Annotated in this window: 16 protein-coding genes; 7 read left to right on the top strand and 9 right to left on the bottom strand. The window is 62.6% G+C overall.

All coding sequences use genetic code 11. The annotated features are described in order from the left end of the window. Positions 1-74: 74 nt before the first annotated feature. From DQG18_RS06870 to DQG18_RS06850, 5 genes are all read right to left on the bottom strand, one after another. Positions 75-902 carry a DMT family transporter gene (locus tag DQG18_RS06870; RefSeq protein WP_116653512.1) on the bottom strand — a complete coding sequence of 276 codons (828 nt, stop codon included), beginning with the start codon at positions 900-902 and terminating at the stop codon, positions 75-77. A gap of 76 nt (positions 903-978) precedes the next feature. Next, complete coding sequence (locus tag DQG18_RS06865; RefSeq protein WP_116653511.1) at positions 979-2,124, bottom strand: iron-containing alcohol dehydrogenase; 1,146 nt, start codon at positions 2,122-2,124, stop codon at positions 979-981. Then, positions 2,117-3,046 (bottom strand): dihydrodipicolinate synthase family protein, encoded by a 930-nt coding sequence (locus DQG18_RS06860; protein WP_116653510.1) that lies wholly within the window; start codon positions 3,044-3,046, stop codon positions 2,117-2,119. The genes DQG18_RS06865 and DQG18_RS06860 overlap by 8 nt, the downstream gene beginning before the upstream one ends. After that, positions 3,043-3,993: a 4-hydroxythreonine-4-phosphate dehydrogenase PdxA gene (pdxA, locus tag DQG18_RS06855; RefSeq protein ID WP_116653509.1), complete on the bottom strand. Its 951-nt coding sequence runs from the start codon at positions 3,991-3,993 to the stop codon at positions 3,043-3,045. The genes DQG18_RS06860 and pdxA overlap by 4 nt, the downstream gene beginning before the upstream one ends. Next, entirely contained in the window at positions 3,990-5,159 is a 1,170-nt protein-coding gene (locus DQG18_RS06850) for a sialidase family protein (protein WP_116653508.1), read from the bottom strand. Before DQG18_RS06850 ends, pdxA begins: the two co-directional genes overlap by 4 nt. 283 nt (positions 5,160-5,442) lie before the next feature. Here DQG18_RS06850 and DQG18_RS06845 point away from each other — a divergent pair, with 283 nt between their 5' ends. The 6 genes from DQG18_RS06845 (at position 5,443) to DQG18_RS06820 (ending at position 12,215) form a co-directional block, all read left to right on the top strand. Beyond that, positions 5,443-6,948, top strand: coding sequence for an ABC transporter substrate-binding protein (locus DQG18_RS06845; protein ID WP_245958392.1), 1,506 nt, complete (start codon positions 5,443-5,445; stop codon positions 6,946-6,948). A gap of 74 nt (positions 6,949-7,022) precedes the next feature. Further along, positions 7,023-7,937: an ABC transporter permease gene (locus DQG18_RS06840; RefSeq protein ID WP_116653506.1), complete on the top strand. Its 915-nt coding sequence runs from the start codon at positions 7,023-7,025 to the stop codon at positions 7,935-7,937. 83 nt (positions 7,938-8,020) lie between these two features. Next, positions 8,021-8,878 (top strand): ABC transporter permease, encoded by an 858-nt coding sequence (locus DQG18_RS06835; RefSeq protein ID WP_245958412.1) that lies wholly within the window; start codon positions 8,021-8,023, stop codon positions 8,876-8,878. Continuing rightward, positions 8,871-10,487: an ABC transporter ATP-binding protein gene (locus tag DQG18_RS06830; RefSeq protein WP_116653504.1), complete on the top strand. Its 1,617-nt coding sequence runs from the start codon at positions 8,871-8,873 to the stop codon at positions 10,485-10,487. The genes DQG18_RS06835 and DQG18_RS06830 overlap by 8 nt, the downstream gene beginning before the upstream one ends. Beyond that, entirely contained in the window at positions 10,484-11,509 is a 1,026-nt protein-coding gene (locus DQG18_RS06825) for a four-carbon acid sugar kinase family protein (protein ID WP_116653503.1), read from the top strand. The genes DQG18_RS06830 and DQG18_RS06825 overlap by 4 nt, the downstream gene beginning before the upstream one ends. Positions 11,510-11,513: 4 nt before the next feature. Beyond that, positions 11,514-12,215, top strand: a complete 702-nt coding sequence (locus tag DQG18_RS06820) for a FadR/GntR family transcriptional regulator (RefSeq protein WP_116653502.1) — start codon at positions 11,514-11,516, stop codon at positions 12,213-12,215. Positions 12,216-12,517: 302 nt separating this feature from the next. Here the strand turns inward: DQG18_RS06820 and DQG18_RS06815 are convergent, their stop codons facing one another. Beyond that, positions 12,518-13,798 carry an O-antigen ligase family protein gene (locus tag DQG18_RS06815; protein WP_116653501.1) on the bottom strand — a complete coding sequence of 427 codons (1,281 nt, stop codon included), beginning with the start codon at positions 13,796-13,798 and terminating at the stop codon, positions 12,518-12,520. Positions 13,799-13,925: 127 nt separating this feature from the next. On the opposite strand from DQG18_RS06815, the gene DQG18_RS06810 reads away from it, so the two are divergent. Further along, positions 13,926-15,251, top strand: a complete 1,326-nt coding sequence (locus DQG18_RS06810) for a TIGR03808 family TAT-translocated repetitive protein (protein WP_157970042.1) — start codon at positions 13,926-13,928, stop codon at positions 15,249-15,251. Between the two features lie 252 nt (positions 15,252-15,503). Here DQG18_RS06810 and DQG18_RS16715 read toward each other — a convergent pair whose 3' ends face one another. From DQG18_RS16715 to DQG18_RS06795, 3 genes are all read right to left on the bottom strand, one after another. Beyond that, a complete protein-coding gene (locus DQG18_RS16715) occupies positions 15,504-15,782 on the bottom strand; it encodes a DUF411 domain-containing protein (RefSeq protein WP_425454216.1) in 279 nt (92 codons plus the stop codon). A 312-nt stretch (positions 15,783-16,094) separates the two neighbouring features. Then, positions 16,095-18,485 carry a heavy metal translocating P-type ATPase gene (locus DQG18_RS06800; RefSeq protein WP_116653498.1) on the bottom strand — a complete coding sequence of 797 codons (2,391 nt, stop codon included), beginning with the start codon at positions 18,483-18,485 and terminating at the stop codon, positions 16,095-16,097. Positions 18,486-18,610: 125 nt separating this feature from the next. After that, positions 18,611-18,688 (bottom strand): hypothetical protein, encoded by a 78-nt coding sequence (locus tag DQG18_RS06795; protein WP_245958410.1) that lies wholly within the window; start codon positions 18,686-18,688, stop codon positions 18,611-18,613. Between the last annotated feature and the right edge of the window lie 15 nt (positions 18,689-18,703).

Genomic DNA, 18,703 nt, shown 5'->3' with positions numbered 1-18,703 from the left:
TCAATTGTGCGGCCCGGAGACATGGGTAACAATTTGTACCTAAAGCATGGCTGCCGATTAACGGATTTCTTCTTTCAGTCCATTCTCGTCGGGGTTTTGTTTCGGGAAGCGATGAGTGTCGCTGCGAAGATGATGCCCGCGCCGATCCAGGTGGAAAGGCCCGCGACCTGCCCGAACAGCAGGAAGGCGATCAGCGCGACGGCGGGCAGGCGGATGAAGTCGAAGGGCGCGAGGAAGGAGGCGTCCGCGTAGCTGAAGGCGCGGGTCACCAGCGCCATGTTGAGCGCCCCGCACATCCCCTGAACCACAAGCAGGAAGAAGGCCGGCCAGCCTGGCGTCGTCCACATGAACATCGCCGGTATCAGGGCCAGCGGCACGGTAAGGATAAGATTCCATGCGACCAGCGTATCGGCGCTGTCGCGCTGCGACATTTTCTTGAGGACCAGTTGCGCCAGCGCCATCAGCGCCGACCCGGCGAGCGCCAGCAGCAGGGCCGGTTCGAGCGCGCCCGATCCGCCCGGATTGATGATGATGAGCGCACCCGAAAAGCCCGCCGCTATGGCCAGAACCCGCATCGGCCCCAGCTTTTCGCCCAGAAACAGCCAGGCGCCGATAGCCAGAAGGATCGGGCTGAGGAAGATGATGGCCGTGACATCGGCGAGGGGCGCGAGCGTAAACGCCACGAAAAAGCACAACAGACCGCCAAGCTTGAGCGCCGCGCGGACCGCATGGGTCGCGCGATAGCCCGACGCCAGTATCGCGGGGCGGCGCACGATCATCGGCGCCACGAACAGCAGCCCGAAAAGGGCGCGGAAAAAGCCGATGACGAAGGGATGGACGTCGACCAGCAAGCGCACGATCGCCGCGTCGATCCCGTTGAGCACGGCGGCAGCACTCATCATCAGCCCCGCGGCAAGGTAGGCGTTTCTCGTATCCACGGCGGGCAGGGCACTTGTGTTGCGGGCGGCTGTCTGCGCCTCAGGAAAGGGTCAGCGCGTTCCGATATATCGTATGGATGTCCTCGACGCTCATCGGCTTTGGATTGTTGTCCATCAGCCGCCGGATGGCATGGGCTTCCTCTGCCCAGCCGGGCAAATTATCTGCTTTCGCGCCATGGTCGGCCAGAGCCATTGAAAGTCCCAGCGAACGGCAATAGCCAAACGCGGCCTCGGGAATCCCGATTTTTTCCGCATCGGGCGACAAGCCGAGGAGCGCAAGGATTTCCTGGGTCTTTTCCGGCCGGGCCGGCGCGTTGAAGGCCAGCACGTGGGGAAAGATGATCGCGTTGGCCAGCCCGTGCGGCAGTCCCAGATTGGTGCTCAGCGGATAGGCCAGCGCGTGCCCGGCGGCGGTGTTGACCGGCCCCAGGCAAATCCCGCCATAATACGAAGCCAGCATCATTCCGGCCCGCGCCTCGGTGTCCGAGCCATCGGCAACGGCGCGCGCCAGATAGCGGCCCACCAGCTCGATCCCGAGGCGGGCATAGCCGTCGATCATCGGATGGGCCTTGAGATTGGTGAAAGCCTCGACGCAATGGGCCAGCGCGTCCACCCCGGTGGCTGCCGTCACGGCAGCGGGGACCGAGTAGGTGAGTTCGGGATCGAGGATGGCGATATCGGCCAGCATATGATCGCTTTCGACCGCCAGCTTGGCGAGCGTTGCCGGATCGGTGACGAGGGCGCGCGTGCCCGCTTCCGAGCCAGTGCCGGAAGTCGTTGGGACCTGGACGAGCGCCGTCCGCCGGCCTTCGATCTTTCCCGTTCCGACCACATCGGGAATCGACCGGTCGCTGTCCCAGAGCACGGCGACGAGCTTGGCCACATCCATGGCCGAACCGCCGCCCAGCCCGATGACCAGATCGGGCTTGAAGGCGCGGGCGCGTTCCAGAACCTTCTCGACGGCGGGCAAATCGGGCTCGGGCGGCAGGTCGATGAACACCTCGACCTCCCCCTCGATCCCGATGCGCTCGACAAAGCCCGCGGTGGGCGCCATGGCAACGACGAATACCCGGCTGAAACGGGCGGCAAAGGGGGTGAGCCGCGTCAGCGTTCCAGCGCCGATTTCGACCTGCGCGGGCTGGCGCAGCGTGATCTGCCTGGAAAGGGAAAGAACCGGATCAGACATTGTCCTGCTCCTCAAGGCTCTGCATCTGGTCCCAGACCGTTTCGATCTGCTCCCGGGTCAGTTCCACCAGCGGCGGGCGGACCCGCGTCCAGCCATCGTGCTGGCGGCGGCGCGACAGCATGGCCTTGATGGTAGGCAACTGCACATAGGCGTTGGAAAGGTTGCGCCAGGCATCGATGCGCTGTTGGGCGGCGTTCACCGCCTCTTCCTGTGCGGCATCGAACCAGTTGTCGAAAACGAAGCGCAGATGCCTTGCGATGAGGTTGGAGCTCGACGTGATGCAGCCCGCGCCGCCCGCACGCAGCAGGGGCAGCATGAAGGGGTCGGCGCCCGAGAGAACCGAAAAGTCCGGAAAGCGCCCGGCCAGCCCCTGCATGTGCTCGAGATTGCCCGAGCTGTCCTTGATGCCGATGACGATGCCGGGAAACTGCTCGCGGAGGCGGGCGATGAGATCGGTGGAAAGCCCAACTTGCGCGATGGGGGGGATGTGATAGAGGATGATGCGCAGGCGATCGCTGCCCACGCCCTCGATCAGTTCCGCATAGAACCTGAACAGCCCCTCATCGCTCACGCCCTTGTAATAAAAAGGCGGCAGCACGACCGTTGCCGCGACACCCAGGTCCACCGCATGGCGGGTAAGGGCGATGCTGTCGGCGACATTGGTCTGCGAGGTGCCGGGGAGCAGGCGGGAGGGATCGACGCCTGCATCCACAAGACTCGCCAGAAGGTTTTGGCGCTGGGCGATGGAAAACGAATTGGCCTCGCCGGTCGTGCCCAGAAGCGCGATGCCGTCGCAGCCTTCTTCCAGAAGGGCCTTGCAATGGATTGCGAACGTTGCGTGATCCGGCTTGCCCGAGGCAAGGACCGGCGTCGCGGCGGCGCTGTAGACGCCGCTGACGGGAAGGGCAAGAGCGGGGTTCATGATGTGCTCCCGGCAGCCAGCCGGCGCGCATAGGCGATGGCGGCATTCATGTTGGTGTGGTTGGCCTTGCCGGTTCCGGCAATGTCGAAGGCTGTGCCGTGATCGACCGAGGTCCGGTCGATGGGCAGGCCCAGCGATACGTTAACCGCCGTATCGAAGGCGACGAGCTTGATGGGGATGTGGCCCTGATCGTGATACTGGGCGACCACCAGATCGAAAGCCCCGTTATAGGCCCGGTGATAGACCGTATCTGCGGAAATCGGCCCGGTAACATCGATGCCTTCGGCGCGCGCCATTTCGACGGCAGGCACGACCTGTTCGTCGTCCTCGGTGCCGAACAGCCCGCTTTCCCCGCAATGGGGGTTGATCCCCGCCACCGCGATGCGCGGCGCGGCGTAGCCGATGCGCTTGAGGTGGTCGTTTCCGGCGCGGATCGTATCGAGAATACGCTGGGGCGTCGCCCGGTCGATCGCGGTCTTGAGCGAAACGTGGGTGGAAACGTGGATGACCTTGAGCCGGTCGGAAGCCAGCAGCATGAAGGCGGATTTCTGGCCCGTCAGCGCCGCCAGCATCCCGGTATGCCCGTCATAATGGTGCCCGGCGCTGTTGAGCGCTTCCTTGTTGATCGGAGCCGTGACGATGCAGCCGATCTTTTTGGCCTGCGCGTCCTCGACCGCGCGGGCGATGAAGCGAAAAGCGGCGTCGCCTGCCCGCGCATCGAGTTTGCCCCACGGCACCATGCCCCCTTCGATCTCGATATGCTCGACAAGGCCGTTGAGGTCGAGATCGAGCCCGCAGGCTTCAAGGGCTGCCTCGAGCGTTTCGCGGTGGCCATAGACGCGCGTCCGTGCGCGGTCCGCATCGCTCATTTCCGCGATGGCGCGGACCGTGATTTCCGGTCCCACGCCCGCGGGATCACCCATTGTTATGCCGACAATATCGCTCACGCGGATGCTCCGTCGATCCAGCCTGCTGGCAGGCGTACATATTTGATGGCCCTGCGGAAATAGGTGTAGGCGACATGCAGTTCGCCTCCATCGCCTTCGAGCAGGTAGGGATAGGACAGCTCCTTGTTGCGCCCGTCCTCGGAATTGTTGGACAGGCACGTGCCGGCGCTGTCATCGATCAGGCGGCGCAAGGGGAAGGTCTTGCCGCCATCGGTCGAGATGCAAAGGCTCAGCGGCGCGCGCGGCACGCCCCAGACCGGCTCGCACCCCCCGCTTGCATCGGGCCGGTCATCACCTTCCTCGATCTCGTCATAAAGCGACACGCGACGGTCGCTCGATGTTGCCGCCGAGGACGGGTTGCACACCATGGCCAGCCGCCCGCCCGACAGGCGGATGACGTTGATCGAGGAGTTGTTGTTGGGAACGTCGGTCGGCTCGGTCGCCGACCAGGTGATCCCGCCATCGGTGCTGACCGACCGGTGCACGAAATCGGACTGCCTGCGGCGGTAAAAGGCGACCATCTCATCGCCATCGAGCGGCACGATGGTCATGTGGACCGACCCGGTCGAGCCGGGCACGTCCTCGAGCGCCCATGTCTTGCCATCGTCGTGGCTGACACCTACGGCGGCGTTGTCGTGGCTGCCGTTCCAGCGCTGGCCGGGGCGGGGGATGCAGCGAAAGATGGGCATCATCCACGCCCCATCCTTCCTGCGCACGAAACGGGCGCGGATGAAGCTGCCCAGCGGAAGGTCGACGGTGCGCGGCTCGCCCGCCGTCAGTGCACCATTCTCAAGCGATACCGGACGCGCGCGCAGCAGGCATTCATCCTGATTGCCCGAAGGCTGGGCGGTGTGAAAAAGCTGCCATTCGTGTCCGTTATGGGCCAGCACCGGGTTCTGCTCGGACCGCTCAGGGTCGTTCGATAGCTGAACCGGGGCGCTCCAGCGGTCCGCGCCGGGCGCGAGCGTACTGCCATAGATCGAAATATCGGCCTTGCCCTCGAGCGTGCCGCCAAACCAGAGGCACACCAGCGTGCCGTTCTCGAACCGCTCCAGGAATGCCGCGTGATTCTGGACCATGGGGGAGGGGAGGTAGGCTTCACTGCGCCCACCGGCCGGCGCGCTCAGCGCTCCGGTCATCTTTTCGGCAATGTCATGGGGGGACATATTTCTCCTCTCCGGCCTCGCGTCAAACCTTTTGAAAGCGTATTGTTGTTAAGTTATATTCCGGCCCAGAAAAGTCAAACAGGATTTATGGTTCCGAATTTTTATACGTTAAATCATATAGTTAGAATGAAATATCGCATCTGCTATTTTGTCGCAAGGATTTATGTTTGACAACTTTGGGCGGGCAGGGAATAGTGAGGGCCGGTCCCGATGGGGCCTTCGTACGTCGCTGGGCGACCGGCAGCGCCGCCCAGTGCTCCAATGGCTGCCAAGGGAGGTAGAATTGACCTTACGTTATCTTTTGACCGGCGCATTGCTTGCGTCGGCGGCGGTGAGCCCGGCGCTTGCCCAGGACAATACCGCCATCACCGTCGTGCTCAGCGAAGAGCTCGATCTTGTGGAGCCCTGCATGGCGACCCGCTCCAATATCGGGCGCGTCATTTTGCAGAACATCAACGAAACCCTCACCGAACTCGACGTCCGGGGCGACGCCGGGCTGATGCCGCGCCTTGCCGAGAGCTGGGAAGATCGCGGTGATGGCGTCTGGCGCTTCAGCTTGCGCGACGGCGTCACCTTCTCGGATGGCACCGCGTTTGACGCCGCCGACGTCAAGCACAGCTTCGACCGCGTGTTCAGCGACCAGATCACCTGCGAAAGCGCGCGCTACTTTGCCGACACGCAGCTTACCTTCGATATCGTCGATGACCTCACTATCGATGTCACCGCCGAACCGGCCCAGCCGATCCTGCCGCTGCTGATGTCGCTCGTGACCATCGTTCCTTCCGAAACGCCCGTCGAGTTCGTCCGCGATCCGATCGGCACCGGGCCCTACGTTCTGTCCGAGTGGCAGGCCGGCCAGTATATCCAGCTCGACCGCCGCGACGACTATTGGGGCGAACAGCCCGAAGTCACCTCGGCGCGTTATGTGTTCCGTGGCGAAGCCGCCGTGCGCGCCGCCATGGTCGAGACGGGCGAGGCCGATATCGCCCCGCAGATCACCGAGCTCGAAGCCACGAACCCGGCGACCGACTTCAGCTATCCCAACTCGGAAACGGTCTATCTGCGCGTCGACAGCGCCGATGAACCCACCTCCGATATCCGCGTCCGCAAGGCGCTGAACCACGCCATCGACCGCGAAGCCTTCATCGGCACGCTGCTGGCCGATGGCACCGAACTGGCCGTTGCCATGGTCCCGCCCACGACGCTGGGCTGGAACGGCGATCTCGCGCCCCTCGCATACGATCCCGACCTCGCGCGTGAACTGCTTGCGGAGGCCGAGGCCGATGGGGTCGATGTGTCCCTGCCCGTCGAGATCATCGCCCGGACGGAAAACTTCCCCAACGTGACGGAAGTGGCCGAGGCGCTGACCCAGATGCTGAGCGATGCGGGCTTCAACGCCTCCATGCGTATGGTCGAGGTGGCCGAGCACGAGCAGTATTACTCAAAGCCCTACCCGGAAAGCGAGGGCACGAACCTGATCCTCGCCCAGCACGACAACAGCCGTGGCGATCCGGTCTTTTCGATGTACTTCAAGTACCATAGCGAGGGGACCCAGTCGGGCATCGCCATTCCCGAAGTGGATGACCTGATCGAGCGGGCGACCGCTGCGACGGGCGCCGAGCGTGATGCCCTCTGGTCCGAGCTCTTCGCCTATGTCCATGACGAAGCGGTTGCCGATGTGCTGCTGTTCCACATGGTCGGCCACAGCCGGGTCGGCGAGCGGCTGGACTTTACGCCCACCATCGCCACCAACCAGCAGCTTCAGCTTTCCGAAATCGGCTTCAAGTAGCAAACTGGCCAACAGCAATCCTGGCGGCGCCGGAGGTCCGGCGCCGCTTTCCATAAAATGATCGGTGTGCCGCAATGATCAAACTGGTAGGACAAAGAGCAATCGCGAGCCTGCTGTCGCTGAGCGTCCTGATGGTGATGGTCTTCTTCCTCTCGCGGTTGACCGGCGATCCGGCGGCCCTGTTCCTGCCGATCGATGCGACCGAGCAGATGAAGGAGCAGTTCCGCGCGCTCCATGGGCTCGACCGGCCCATCCTCGAACAGTTCGGTCTTTACATCCGGGACGTGCTGCATCTCGATTTCGGCGAGTCCCTGCGCCGCGCCCGCCCGGCCATCGATATCGTCCTCGAAGCCTATGCCTGGACCCTGCCGCTGGCGCTCATCACCATGGCGCTGGTCATCGTCGCGGCCATCTTCCTGGGCTCGATCGCGGCCTTCAACGTCGGCGGCGTGATCGACCGGGGGATTTCCGTTGTGTCCCTCATCGGGGCCTCGGCGCCCGACTTCTGGATCGCCATCGTCGCGATCGTCGTTTTCGCGATCAATCTTGCATGGCTGCCCACTTCGGGCGTCGGCACGCCGTGGCACTGGATCATGCCGGTCGGCATCCTGTTCATCCGCCCCTTCGGGCTGATCGTGCAGGTGGTGCGCGGCTCGATGCTTTCGGCGCTCTCGGCGCCCTACGTCAAGACGGCCCGCGCCAAGGGCGTCAAGAACGGTCCGCTGATTTTCGTCCACACCCTGCGCAACGCCATGCTGCCGGTCATCACCGTCATCGGCGATCAGGCGGCGGCGCTTTTGAACGGCGCGGTGATCGTCGAGACGATCTTCGGCTTTCCGGGCGTCGGCAAGCTGATGATCGATTCCATCCTGCAACGCGACTTCAATGTGGTGATGGCCGCGATCCTCGTGACGGCAATCGCCATCTTCATCATGAACATCCTGATCGACATCGCCTATTCGATCCTCGATCCACGCATTCGGCAGTAGGCGGGAGAAGACGGATGAGCGACAGCACGGCTGTAAAACCGGTTTCCCAGGACCAGAACAAGGGCGCATCCGCCCTGCTCGGCATGCTCTGGCGCGACAAGTTCGCCTTCGTGTCGGCCATTGTCCTGCTGATCATCATGGCCTTTGCGATTTTCGGCCCGGCCCTTCTGGGCGATCTGGCCACCAGCCAGAACCTGCGCGGGCGCAACAGCCCGCCCTTCGATCTGTCGCGCGGCTGGATCTTCGTGCTCGGCGGGGATTCGCTGGGCCGGCCCATTCTTGCGCGCCTCATCGTTGCCGCGCAAAGCACCATGGCGGTCGCCGCCGGTGCGGTGGCCACGGCCCTCGTCATCGGCGCGTTCTTTGGCCTCATCGCAGGCTATATGGGCAAGACCGCCTCGCAAATCATCATGCGGCTGGCCGATGTCATCATGTCCTTCCCCTCGCTGCTGCTGGCGGTGGTGGTGCTCTATGTACTGGGGCCCTCGATCCCCAACATGATCCTCGTTCTGGCGATCACCCGCATTCCGATCTATCTGCGCACCACCCGCGCCGAAGTGCTTGAAGTGCGCGAGCGCATGTTCGTGCAGGCCGCCGTCGTGATGGGCGCCTCGCATCGCCGCATCGTGCTGCGTCACATCCTGCCGGTCATCGCCCCGACGCTGATCACCATCGCAACCCTCGATTTCGCTTTCGTCATGCTGGCCGAATCCTCGCTCTCGTTCCTCGGTATCGGCATCCAACCGCCCAGCATCACCTGGGGCCTGATGGTCAGCCAGGGCCGCCCCTATCTCAACACCGCATGGTGGCTGGCGTTCTGGCCGGGGCTGATGATCGTCATCACCGCCCTTTCCCTCAACCTGCTCTCCAACTGGATGCGCGTCGCTCTCGACCCCGCGCAGCGTTGGCGCCTCGAAAGCCGGAAGTCTACAGATGCCTGAAGCCCTGCTGACGGTTAAAAACCTCTCGGTCGATTTTCACACCGCGCGCGGCACCGTCCACGCCGTGCGCAACGTGTCCTGGTCGGTCAATCGCGGCGAGACGCTGGCTATTCTGGGCGAAAGCGGTTCGGGGAAATCGGTTTCGGCCTCCGCCGTGATGAACCTGCTCGACACCCCGCCCGCCGAGATCGTGAGCGGTGAAATCTTCCATGAGGGCAAGGAGCTCCTCAAGATCAGCTATGAAGAGCACCGGGCCCTCAACGGCAAGAAGATCGCCATGATCTTCCAGGACCCGCTCGGTCACCTCAACCCCGTCTATACGGTCGGCTGGCAGATCGTCGAGATGATGACCGCCCATGGCCGCCCCATCGAGATGGCACGGGCGCGTGCGTTGGAACTGGTGACCCGCGTCGGCATTCCCGAGCCTGAAAAGGCGCTCAAGAAATATCCGCACCAGTTTTCGGGTGGCCAGCGCCAGCGCTTGATGATCGCCATGGCGCTGATGCTCAAGCCCGACATCCTGATCGCCGACGAACCCACCACTGCGCTCGATGTGACCGTGCAGGCCGAAGTGCTGGCGCTGCTCAAGGAGTTGCAGCAGGAAACCGGCATGGCGCTGGTGCTGATCACCCACGATCTGGGCGTCGTCGCCGAGATCGCCGACCGGGTCGTGGTGATGAGCGAAGGCGAGATCGTCGAGGAGGGCACGGCGCGCGAGGTTTACCACAAACCCCGGCATGCCTATACCCGCAAGCTCATCGGCGCCGCGCCGGGTAAAGGCGATATCCGCCAGCCCGGGCCCGAGGCTTCCGTTCTGCTCGAGGTCAGCGGGCTTGAAAAGACATACGGCAATTTCACCGCCCTCAAGGATGCCGCCTTTACGCTGGCGCGCGGGCAGAGCCTTGCCGTGGTGGGGGAGAGCGGGTCGGGGAAATCCACCCTCGCGCGCACCATCCTGCGGCTTGAACAGGCCGACAAGGGGACGGCGCTCTGGAAAGGGCGCGATCTCATTACCATGCCCCAGCGCGATCTGCTGGCCATCCGCCAGCAGATCCAGATGGTCTTCCAGGACCCCACGCAATCGCTCAACCCGCGCATGTCGGTCTATCAGTTGATCTCGGAGGGCTGGGAAATCCACGGCCTGATGCCGGACCGCAAGGCGCGGCGCGCACGCGTCGAGGAACTGCTTGAACAGGTCGAACTCCTGCCCTCCCATTGCGACCGCTATCCGCACCAGTTCTCCGGCGGCCAGCGCCAGCGCATCGCCATTGCGCGCGCCCTTGCGCTCGAACCCGAACTCATCATATGCGACGAGGCCGTTTCCGCGCTCGATGTGTCCGTTCAGGCGCAGGTGATGGCGCTGCTCGATGATTTGCGCGCCAAGCTGGGTATCTCCTATCTCTTCATTGCCCACGATCTGGGCGTGGTGCGTGATTTCGCCGATACGGTTCTTGTCATGAAGGAAGGCGAGATTGTCGAGCAGGGTTCGACCGAAGCGATCTTTTCGGCTCCACAACACCCCTATACCCAGCGCCTGCTGGCTGCCAATCTCGACCCCGATCCCGACATTCAGGCACAGCGCGCGCGATCGGGCCGCGCTGCGCCATGACGCGGCTGGCGATCATCGCCGACGATCTGACCGGTGCTCTGGATACGGCAGCGCCTTTCGCAACACGCGGCCTTAAGACGGTGGTCGCCGTATCGCCCGAATGGCTCGCCGATGCGCTTGCCACCGGCCCCGATGTGCTCGGCGTTTCAACCAACAGCCGCGAGATCGAGCCTCAAGCGGCCCGGGAGCGGGTGGGCCGGGTGGTTGGCCAACTCCCCGCTCTGCCCATGGTCAAGAAGGTCGATTCCCGCTTGAAGGGAAATATCGAGGCGGAGCTGGATGCGATCGCGTTTGAAAAGGCGCTCGTCGTCCCGGCCATCCCTGCCTTTGGCCGAACGGTGAAGGACGGCATGCTCGCCGGGTTCGGTATCGATACGCCCATATCGGTGGCCGAGAGACTCGGGCATCATGCCCGGCGCGCCCTCATCCCGGATACCGCCAGCGAGGACGACATCGCGGAGGCGCTCTACGCCCACCCCGACACGCTTGCCGTAGGTGCGCGCGGGCTGGCCGAAGCCATGGCCGGGCATATGGCGGAAAATGCCGCTCCCGCGCCGGATGTTTCCGCAAAACGCATTATCATCCTCGTGGGCTCGCGCGACCCGATAACGCTCGCGCAGGTCGAGCATTTGCGGCGCGGGCATCCCGATGTCGATCATATCCCCGCGCCCGGCGGCCACGCCGGCCGCTCCATCGACAAGGCGCGGGACGTGACCGTCATCCAGGCGCAGGAGGCGAAGACGCCTTCCGATCCGCAGGAGGTAGCGCGCCGGCTCGCCGAAACCATCGGCAACACCCCGCTCGAAGATGCGCTGGTGCTGATCACGGGCGGAGCGACGGCCCAGACGGTTCTCGAGTATCTCGGGATCGGCGTTCTCGAGGTTCTTGGTGAAGCGCTGCCCGGCCTGCCTATTGCCCAGACGAAGGCGTTCAAGCTAATCACCAAATCGGGCGGGTTTGGCACGCCGGGTGCACTGCTGGATATCGTCGGCAGGGCAGGGGGATCGAAGGCTGGGAGATAAATCCATGTCCAATGGTTTGAATGCGCGGCGCAGTTTGTCCGATACGGTTTTCGAGCGCATCCAAAAGGCCATCAAATCGGGCGCATATAGCGTGGACGAGCGGTTGCCGACCGAACACGTGCTGGCCGCCGAATTTCAGGTGTCCCGCCCTGTCGTGCGCGATGCCTTGCAGCGCCTGCGCGATCAGGGGCTGATCTACTCGCGCCGGGGCGCCGGCAGCTTCGTGCGCGAACAGGGCATCCGCGAGCCGCTGGGTTTTGGGCAGATGCAGAACCTGTCAGACCTGCAACACTGCTATGATTTCCGCCTGACCATCGAGCCGGAAGCCGCCGCCATGGCGGCGGAGCGCCGCTCGGAGGAAGCGCTGCACAAGATCAGGACGGCGCTGAGCCTCTTGCGCGACGCCACCAACCGGCAGGCGCACCGCGCCGACGCCGATTTCATGTTCCACCTCAGCATCGCGCACGCCTCGGCCAACCCGTATTTCGCGACGGCCATGCAGGCCCTCGAAGACCACATCGCAGTCGGCATGCGCTTCCATGGACTGTCGCTCAAAAGCGCGGGCGATGGATTGCAACACGTCTTCGTGGAACATAACGCTATTTATCAGGCCATTTTGAATCAAGAGATCGCTGCCGCACGAGACGCGATGCACAAACACATAGCAGGCTCACGCAACCGCCTTCTTGCGCCCCGCGAGACGTGACAATTTACGCGGAACCTCGTGCCTCTCTGGCAAGCGGCCCTGAATGCGCGCTGACCCCGCATTGCTCATTGCTTTCGTATCCATCGAAAACCGCACACGTTTGCGCCCAAAACCGGCCCGCCAGATCGTGTCAGGTTTTGATGGAAACGGCCTGCCGCGGCGGTTGGGGTTGGATCGCGCTGGAGTCCGGGAACGAGTCCCGGAATGACATTGGTGATTTTGGCCGATACCTGCCCCATGCCCGCTTGTTACCCCGGGATTCATTGCCGGGATTCAGGCCGAACCCGCCGCAATCGGGGACGTCACCTGAGACGCCTGCGAACGGGGAGCCGTAAACCGAAAATAGCGGTGTTTGCGGTTAGGCCCCAGATAAGCCCAACCACCAGAAAATAGTGGCGCCAATGATCTGTATCGATGATGCCGGCTTGAATGACCAACGGAACATATACCGCCATCACCGGAATCAGCGCACCTCGTATGGCCGGATTTTTCATTCCGACGATCCCGCGCCAGAGCGTGAAAAACACCAGTAGATAATAGCAAAATCCGCCGCCCCAGCCATAGGCATGCAGGACGTTGACATAGGTGTTATGCGGGTCTTCCTGAATCCGCAAATGCCGGAATTCACCGGGCCCCAATCCCCAAGGATGCGTCAAGGCAAGATCAAAAGCATAACCCTGGCGACCAAAACGACCGGTCGAGCCGGTGTCGTAGCTCTGACTCATGCTCGCTCTTTGCTCAAAGAGCGAGGCGACTTCCGGGATCGATAGAAGGCCAACAAATGTAATGGCCAACACGAGCGTCCCAACCAAGGCAAGGACCAGCATGCGCACCTTGAATGCGGCCTTGGCTTCCAGCCAGAAGCACATCGCAAAAACCAGCAGACCGGAGACAGCGAGGTGGCCCCAGGCCGCTCGCGAAAAACTCACAAACACACCGACGGTCAGCATCAAAAGCAGCGCTCCGTTTAGCAAACGGCTTCTTTGCTCGAAAAACAGATCTCGCAGCAGAAACATCGCCGGCAGAACGAGAAAGGGACCATAGACGTTGGGATCCTTGAACATTGCCCTGGCCCTGCCATGGAGCAGAAACAAATCGGCACTCGGCAACAGGCCCAGATAGGCGAGCACCCCGATGGTGGCAGAGACCATGGCGATCCATAGATATGCCCGCCGAATGATCTTGATGTGCCGTTCAGGCTCCCCGGCAATGAAGTTGGCGACAAAGAATGCGGTGAGCAGCAGGTAGATGGTGACCGCAATGTAAACAAAGCCGCCCAATGGAGAGCCGTAGCGCACTTGCAGCCCGGCAATCAGCGCAGAAACAGAGAAAGGAAAAAGAAGAAAGAACAGCGGTGTCGTCGATACGAACAGGGGCATCCGTGCCATTGCGGCTACACAGAGCACCGCCATGAAAAGAAATTCATACAGGGACGGCTCAAAAAAAATGAGGCCGCCGGAGAAAATCCAGATCCAGACGCATGTTCCGAGCGCCTTCGACCCGAGAGCAGGCAAACGTGTTTGCCTCCAGAATCGAAGGGGGCTCGGGGGTATGACGCCAGCTCTGAACAGTGTGTCGGTCATTCACGCATGATTCCGAAATGCTGCCAAGATTAGGCCCGTGGTCTGAAGGAGACATTAACTTACTGATTGTATGAACGGATTCGGGAACAGGGACGCTGATACGCCAACACATTCCGAAAGGATTGCAATGACTGTCACCCGCCGAAACCTGTTACTAGGCGGCTCTGCTGCTCTGGCAAGCGTGGCCCTGTCCGACAGCGTGCTGGCCCACCCCTTTGTTGATGCGGGTTCATTCGGCGTGGACCCGTCGGGAGGGGACCAGACACAAGCACTGCAGATGGCCATCGATGCGGCAGCCTCACTTCGGCAACCGCTGTTTATCGGCGCAGGGTCATATGAGATCAACGGGGCGACGATCGCCAGCCCGGTGACAATCCGTGGCTCGGGCCAAACCGTCCTCCGAGTGCGAAATGGCAGTTCGATCCTTTCGGTCACTGCGAGCGGTCGGGTGGCTCTTGAGGGTTTGACGTTCGATGGAGAGGTTCAACGGGACTCTCAATCGACACTACTCGAGTTGACCGGAGCGAATGATGCCATCATTCGCGATTGCCGGCTCGTGAATGCCGCAGGGAATGGGATCAACGCGCACGATGTGGGGGGACGTATTGAAAACTGTATCCTGTCCGATATCGGCAATACGGGCATATTTTGCACCGACAGCCGTGGACTGGACGTTTTTGGCAACACCATAACCCGGTGCGGCAATGGCGGCATTCGCATCTGGCGGTATGAGAGCGGGGCGGACGGCTCTCGCGTGTTTGGCAACCGGATCAGCCAGATCGGCTGGGTTGGCGGTGGTAACGGGCAGAATGGCAATGGCATCAACGTGTTCCGTGCCGATGGTGTCAGCGTTTCTGACAACTCCATCACCGATTGCGCCTTTTCGGCCATCCGGTTGAATGCCACCAATAATACCCGCGTGACAGGCAATCATTGCGCCGACAGTGATGAAGTCTCCATCTATTCCGAGTTTGGTTTCTCGGGCTCCATCATCAGCGACAACGTGATCGAGCGCGGCGCAGCGGGCATATCGATTACCAATTTCGATCATGGTGGCCGGTTGTGCGTCTGCAGCGGCAATATCGTGCGTGACATGAAGGCGGATTCTCCAACAAATCCTGACGTCGTTCCTTACGGTATTGCAGCGGAAGCCGATGCGGTCGTTACAGGAAACGTCGTCGATGGCGTGCCGGGCACTGGCATCGTGATAGGATGGGGACCTTATCTGCGCGACGTCATCGTAAGCGAAAATCTGGTCCGTGGTTGTGATGTTGGCATTGCGGTGAGTGTGGTTCCGGATGCTGGCCACGCCCGCATCAGTGGAAACCTCGTCTCGGGTTCCCGGCATCATGCAATCGTCGGCACCCAGTGGCGGGAGATTGTGACTGCAGATCTGACCATTAATACCGAGAACTATGGGAATATTGCCGTAAGGGACAACAGCATTTTTTAGAGCGTTTCCAGGATAGGTGGGCGCAACTTATCCTGGAAACGCACTAGATTCCGGGAACGAGTGCCGGAATGACATTGGTGGTTTTGGCCGATACCGGCCCTATTCCCGCTTGCCTTCCCGGGATTCATTCCCGGGGTCCAGACCGAACCTGCCGCAATTGCGGGAATCTCGACGATTCCGCCAAATACTGACCTGCTCTGGCGGTCATCGGCCCACAAAGGTGGCACGGAGTCGCCTGCCGGCAGGCCCGTGTCAAATTTCCTGCGAACCGAGAAAGCGCCCGAAGGTCCGGGTGGCCGGGCCGAAGAGGAACGCTTCATAGGGCAGGGGATCGATGCCCGGGAAGTCCATGCCGGGCGATCCGGCAGGCATGCCGGGAACGGCCAGTCCCCTCGCCTTGGGCCGCTCGGCCAGCAGGCGGTGGATGGCAACGGCAGGCGCATGGCCCTCGATCACATAGCCGTCCACCTCGGCGGTGTGGCACGATGCCAGTTCGGCCGGAATGCCTAACCGTTGCTTGACACTGGCCATGTCTGCGGATTCCACGACCCGTACCGGAAAGCCCGCGGATTCGATATGCGCAGCCCATCCATCGCAGCAGCCGCAGGAGGGATCCTTGGTGACCATCACAAGGGGCAATGTGTCAGCATATCCCATGCGTGTCACGGTCAACAGCAGGGGAAGGGCGCCGACTGCGGCCAGAATGCTGCGCCGGCTGATGTTACTATCATTTTTCATCTTCAAGCCTCATTGCATGGATTGCATCGTCTCGCCAGTTCTGAGGCGAGGCCGGACGGGGTGAACAGGCACCCGCGCGGGATGGGGACGATACCGCCGCCATCATCACAGCTTCACTCTTCGCAGCCTTGCTGCATTGGCGATGACGCTGACCGAAGACAGCGCCATGGCGGCTGCGGCGATGATCGGCGACAGCAGGATACCAAAGAACGGATACAGCACCCCCGCTGCTACCGGCACGCCGAGCGCATTGTAGATAAAAGCGAAAAACAGGTTCTGGCGGATGTTGCCCATCACCGCCCGCGACAGTCGGCGGGCGCGGACGATACCGGTCAGATCGCCCTTGAGCAGGGTGACGCCCGCGCTTTCCATCGCCACATCGGTGCCGGTGCCCATGGCGATGCCGACATCGGCGGCGGCCAGTGCCGGGGCATCGTTGACGCCGTCGCCCGCCATTGCCACCACCTCTCCGGCCGCCTTGTGCCGCTGAACGACCGCGCTTTTTTGATCGGGCAGCACTTCGGCCTCGACCTCGTCGATACCAAGCTGGCGCGCGACTGCCTTTGCCGTTGTCCAGTTGTCGCCGGTCAACATGACCACGCGGATGCCTTGTGCCTTCAGGGCGGCCAGCGCCTCGGGCGTCGAGGGCTTGACCGGATCGGCGATGGCGAAGATGGCGGCGACGCGGCCATCCACCCCCATGAAGATCGCGGTCGCCCCATCCTTGCGAAGCCGGTCGGCCTCATCGGCGAGCGGTGCGACATCGACGCCCTGCTCGGCAAGGAATTTCGCATTGCCAAGGGGTATATGCTTGCCCTCCACCGTACCATAGGCGCCCTTGCCGGTGGGTGAGTCGAAATCCGCCACCGGCGCGGTCGCGATCGCGCGCTCCTCGGCGGCGCGCAGGATGGCCAGCGCCAGAGGATGCTCGCTGGCGCGTTCGACGCTCGCGGCAAGGCGCAGGGCTTCGTCCTCGGAAAACCCCGGTGTGGGCACGATGGCGGTAACCGCGGGGCGCCCTTCGGTCAGGGTTCCGGTCTTGTCGACGATGATGGTGTCGATCTTCTCCATATGCTCCAACGCTTCGGCATTCTTGATCAGCACGCCCGACTGTGCGCCGCGCCCGACGCCGACCATGATCGACATCGGCGTTGCAAGCCCGAGTGCACAGGGACAGGCGATGATCAACACCGACACGGCGGCGATCAGGCCGAAGGAAAAGCGCGGCTCCGGTCCCCAGACCGACCAGGCGATAAAGGCAAGGACCGCGACCACGATCACCGTCGGCACGAACCAGCCCGAAACCTGATCGGCCAACCGCTGGATCGGCGCACGGCTTCGCTGCGCCTCGGCGACTAGCTGGACGATCTGCGACAGCATGGTGTCGCGGCCAACCCTTTTCGCCTCGATCACCAGCGCTCCCGACTGGTTCATGGTGCCGCCGATAGCCAACGCACCGACCTCTTTGGTCACCGGCATCGATTCGCCCGTCACCATCGATTCATCGACGGCGCTGCGGCCTTCCAGCACCTCGCCATCGACCGGCACCTTCTCGCCCGGCCGGACCCGCAGACGGTCGCCGGCCTGAACGCTGTCGAGCTGAACCTCTTCCTCGGTGCCGTCGTCACGAATGATCCGGGCTACCCTGGGGGCAAGATCGAGCAGCGCGCGGATCGCGCCGCTTGTGCTTTCGCGTGCGCGCAACTCCAGAACCTGCCCGAGCAGGACCAGCACGGTGATGACTGCCGCCGCCTCGAAATAGACTGCGACCGAGCCGTCGTGTTGGCGGAACGCGTCGGGAAAGATGCCCGGCACCAGCGTGGCGACGATACTGTAGATCCAGGCCGCCCCGGTGCCCAAGGCAATGAGGGTGAACATGTTGAGGCTGCGGTTGACCAGCGATTGCCAGCCGCGCTGGAAGAATGGCCACCCCGCCCAAAGCACCACCGGCGTGGCGAGGATCAGTTGCAGCCAGTTTGACACCTGCTGGCCGATGGCGTGGGTAAATCCGAAAAGATGTCCGCCCATTTCCAGGACGAACACCGGAATTGCGAGCGCAAATCCGATCCAGAATCGCCGCGTCATGTCGATCAGTTCGACATTCGGCTCCGCCTCAAGGCTGACCAGCACCGGCTCCAGTGCCATGCCGCAGATCGGGCAGGATCCGGGACCGACCTGCCGGATTTCCGGATGCATTGGACAGGTATAGATCGTCCCCTCAGGAACAGGCTCGGCCCTGGCCGCCGCGACAGCCGGATCGAGATAACGTGCCGGATCGGCCAGGAACTTCGCGCGGCAACCCGCCGAACAGAAATAATAAGGTCGACCGGCATGCTCGGCTTTGTGCCGGGTCGTGTGGGGATCGACCATCATGCCGCAGACCGGGTCCTTGACCTTATGGCCGCTGTCCGGGGCAACGGCCGCGTGTTCATGCACATGCTCCCCGGCCGAATGGCCAGTATGTTTCGGGTGATCGTTTTGGGTCTTGCCGGTCATGTCCACGCCTTCCGGTATTTGATCCTCAGCCTGCGTTTCACGTGCTCTGCGCGCGCCAATCGCTGGAATATAAAGAGACGATCGCCAGACGGATATGGTTCCCATCGTGGCCATCTCTGGTTTTGTTAGGCACTCTTAGTGCTGGCCGCGAACTCGGCCATCATGCCGGTCTCGAGATGCGGCATGTGTTGGCAATGCAGCATCCAGCGCGCGGCCAC

The organism is Pelagibacterium sediminicola (genome assembly GCF_003390885.1).
In the GTDB taxonomy this organism is placed as follows: Bacteria; Pseudomonadota; Alphaproteobacteria; order Rhizobiales; family Devosiaceae; genus Pelagibacterium; species Pelagibacterium sediminicola.
The sequence above is the reverse complement of the archived record's forward strand: the minus strand, read 5'-3'. Positions and strand labels throughout refer to the sequence as shown.

What these genes read in the sequence shown, in the direction of transcription:
- DQG18_RS06810 (WP_157970042.1), top strand. Translation starts at nt 13,926, where the DNA reads ATGACTGTCACCCGCCGAAACCTGTTACTAGGCGGCTCTGCTGCTCTG.
- DQG18_RS06850 (WP_116653508.1), bottom strand. Translation starts at nt 5,159, where the DNA reads ATGTCCCCCCATGACATTGCCGAAAAGATGACCGGAGCGCTGAGCGCG.
- DQG18_RS06820 (WP_116653502.1), top strand. Translation starts at nt 11,514, where the DNA reads ATGTCCAATGGTTTGAATGCGCGGCGCAGTTTGTCCGATACGGTTTTC.
- DQG18_RS06835 (WP_245958412.1), top strand. Translation starts at nt 8,021, where the DNA reads ATGCTCTGGCGCGACAAGTTCGCCTTCGTGTCGGCCATTGTCCTGCTG.
- DQG18_RS16715 (WP_425454216.1), bottom strand. Translation starts at nt 15,782, where the DNA reads ATGGCCAGTGTCAAGCAACGGTTAGGCATTCCGGCCGAACTGGCATCG.
- DQG18_RS06815 (WP_116653501.1), bottom strand. Translation starts at nt 13,798, where the DNA reads ATGACCGACACACTGTTCAGAGCTGGCGTCATACCCCCGAGCCCCCTT.
- DQG18_RS06825 (WP_116653503.1), top strand. Translation starts at nt 10,484, where the DNA reads ATGACGCGGCTGGCGATCATCGCCGACGATCTGACCGGTGCTCTGGAT.
- DQG18_RS06830 (WP_116653504.1), top strand. Translation starts at nt 8,871, where the DNA reads ATGCCTGAAGCCCTGCTGACGGTTAAAAACCTCTCGGTCGATTTTCAC.
- DQG18_RS06870 (WP_116653512.1), bottom strand. Translation starts at nt 902, where the DNA reads ATGATGAGTGCTGCCGCCGTGCTCAACGGGATCGACGCGGCGATCGTG.
- DQG18_RS06795 (WP_245958410.1), bottom strand. Translation starts at nt 18,688, where the DNA reads ATGCTGCATTGCCAACACATGCCGCATCTCGAGACCGGCATGATGGCC.
- DQG18_RS06840 (WP_116653506.1), top strand. Translation starts at nt 7,023, where the DNA reads ATGATCAAACTGGTAGGACAAAGAGCAATCGCGAGCCTGCTGTCGCTG.
- DQG18_RS06865 (WP_116653511.1), bottom strand. Translation starts at nt 2,124, where the DNA reads ATGTCTGATCCGGTTCTTTCCCTTTCCAGGCAGATCACGCTGCGCCAG.
- DQG18_RS06800 (WP_116653498.1), bottom strand. Translation starts at nt 18,485, where the DNA reads ATGACCGGCAAGACCCAAAACGATCACCCGAAACATACTGGCCATTCG.
- DQG18_RS06860 (WP_116653510.1), bottom strand. Translation starts at nt 3,046, where the DNA reads ATGAACCCCGCTCTTGCCCTTCCCGTCAGCGGCGTCTACAGCGCCGCC.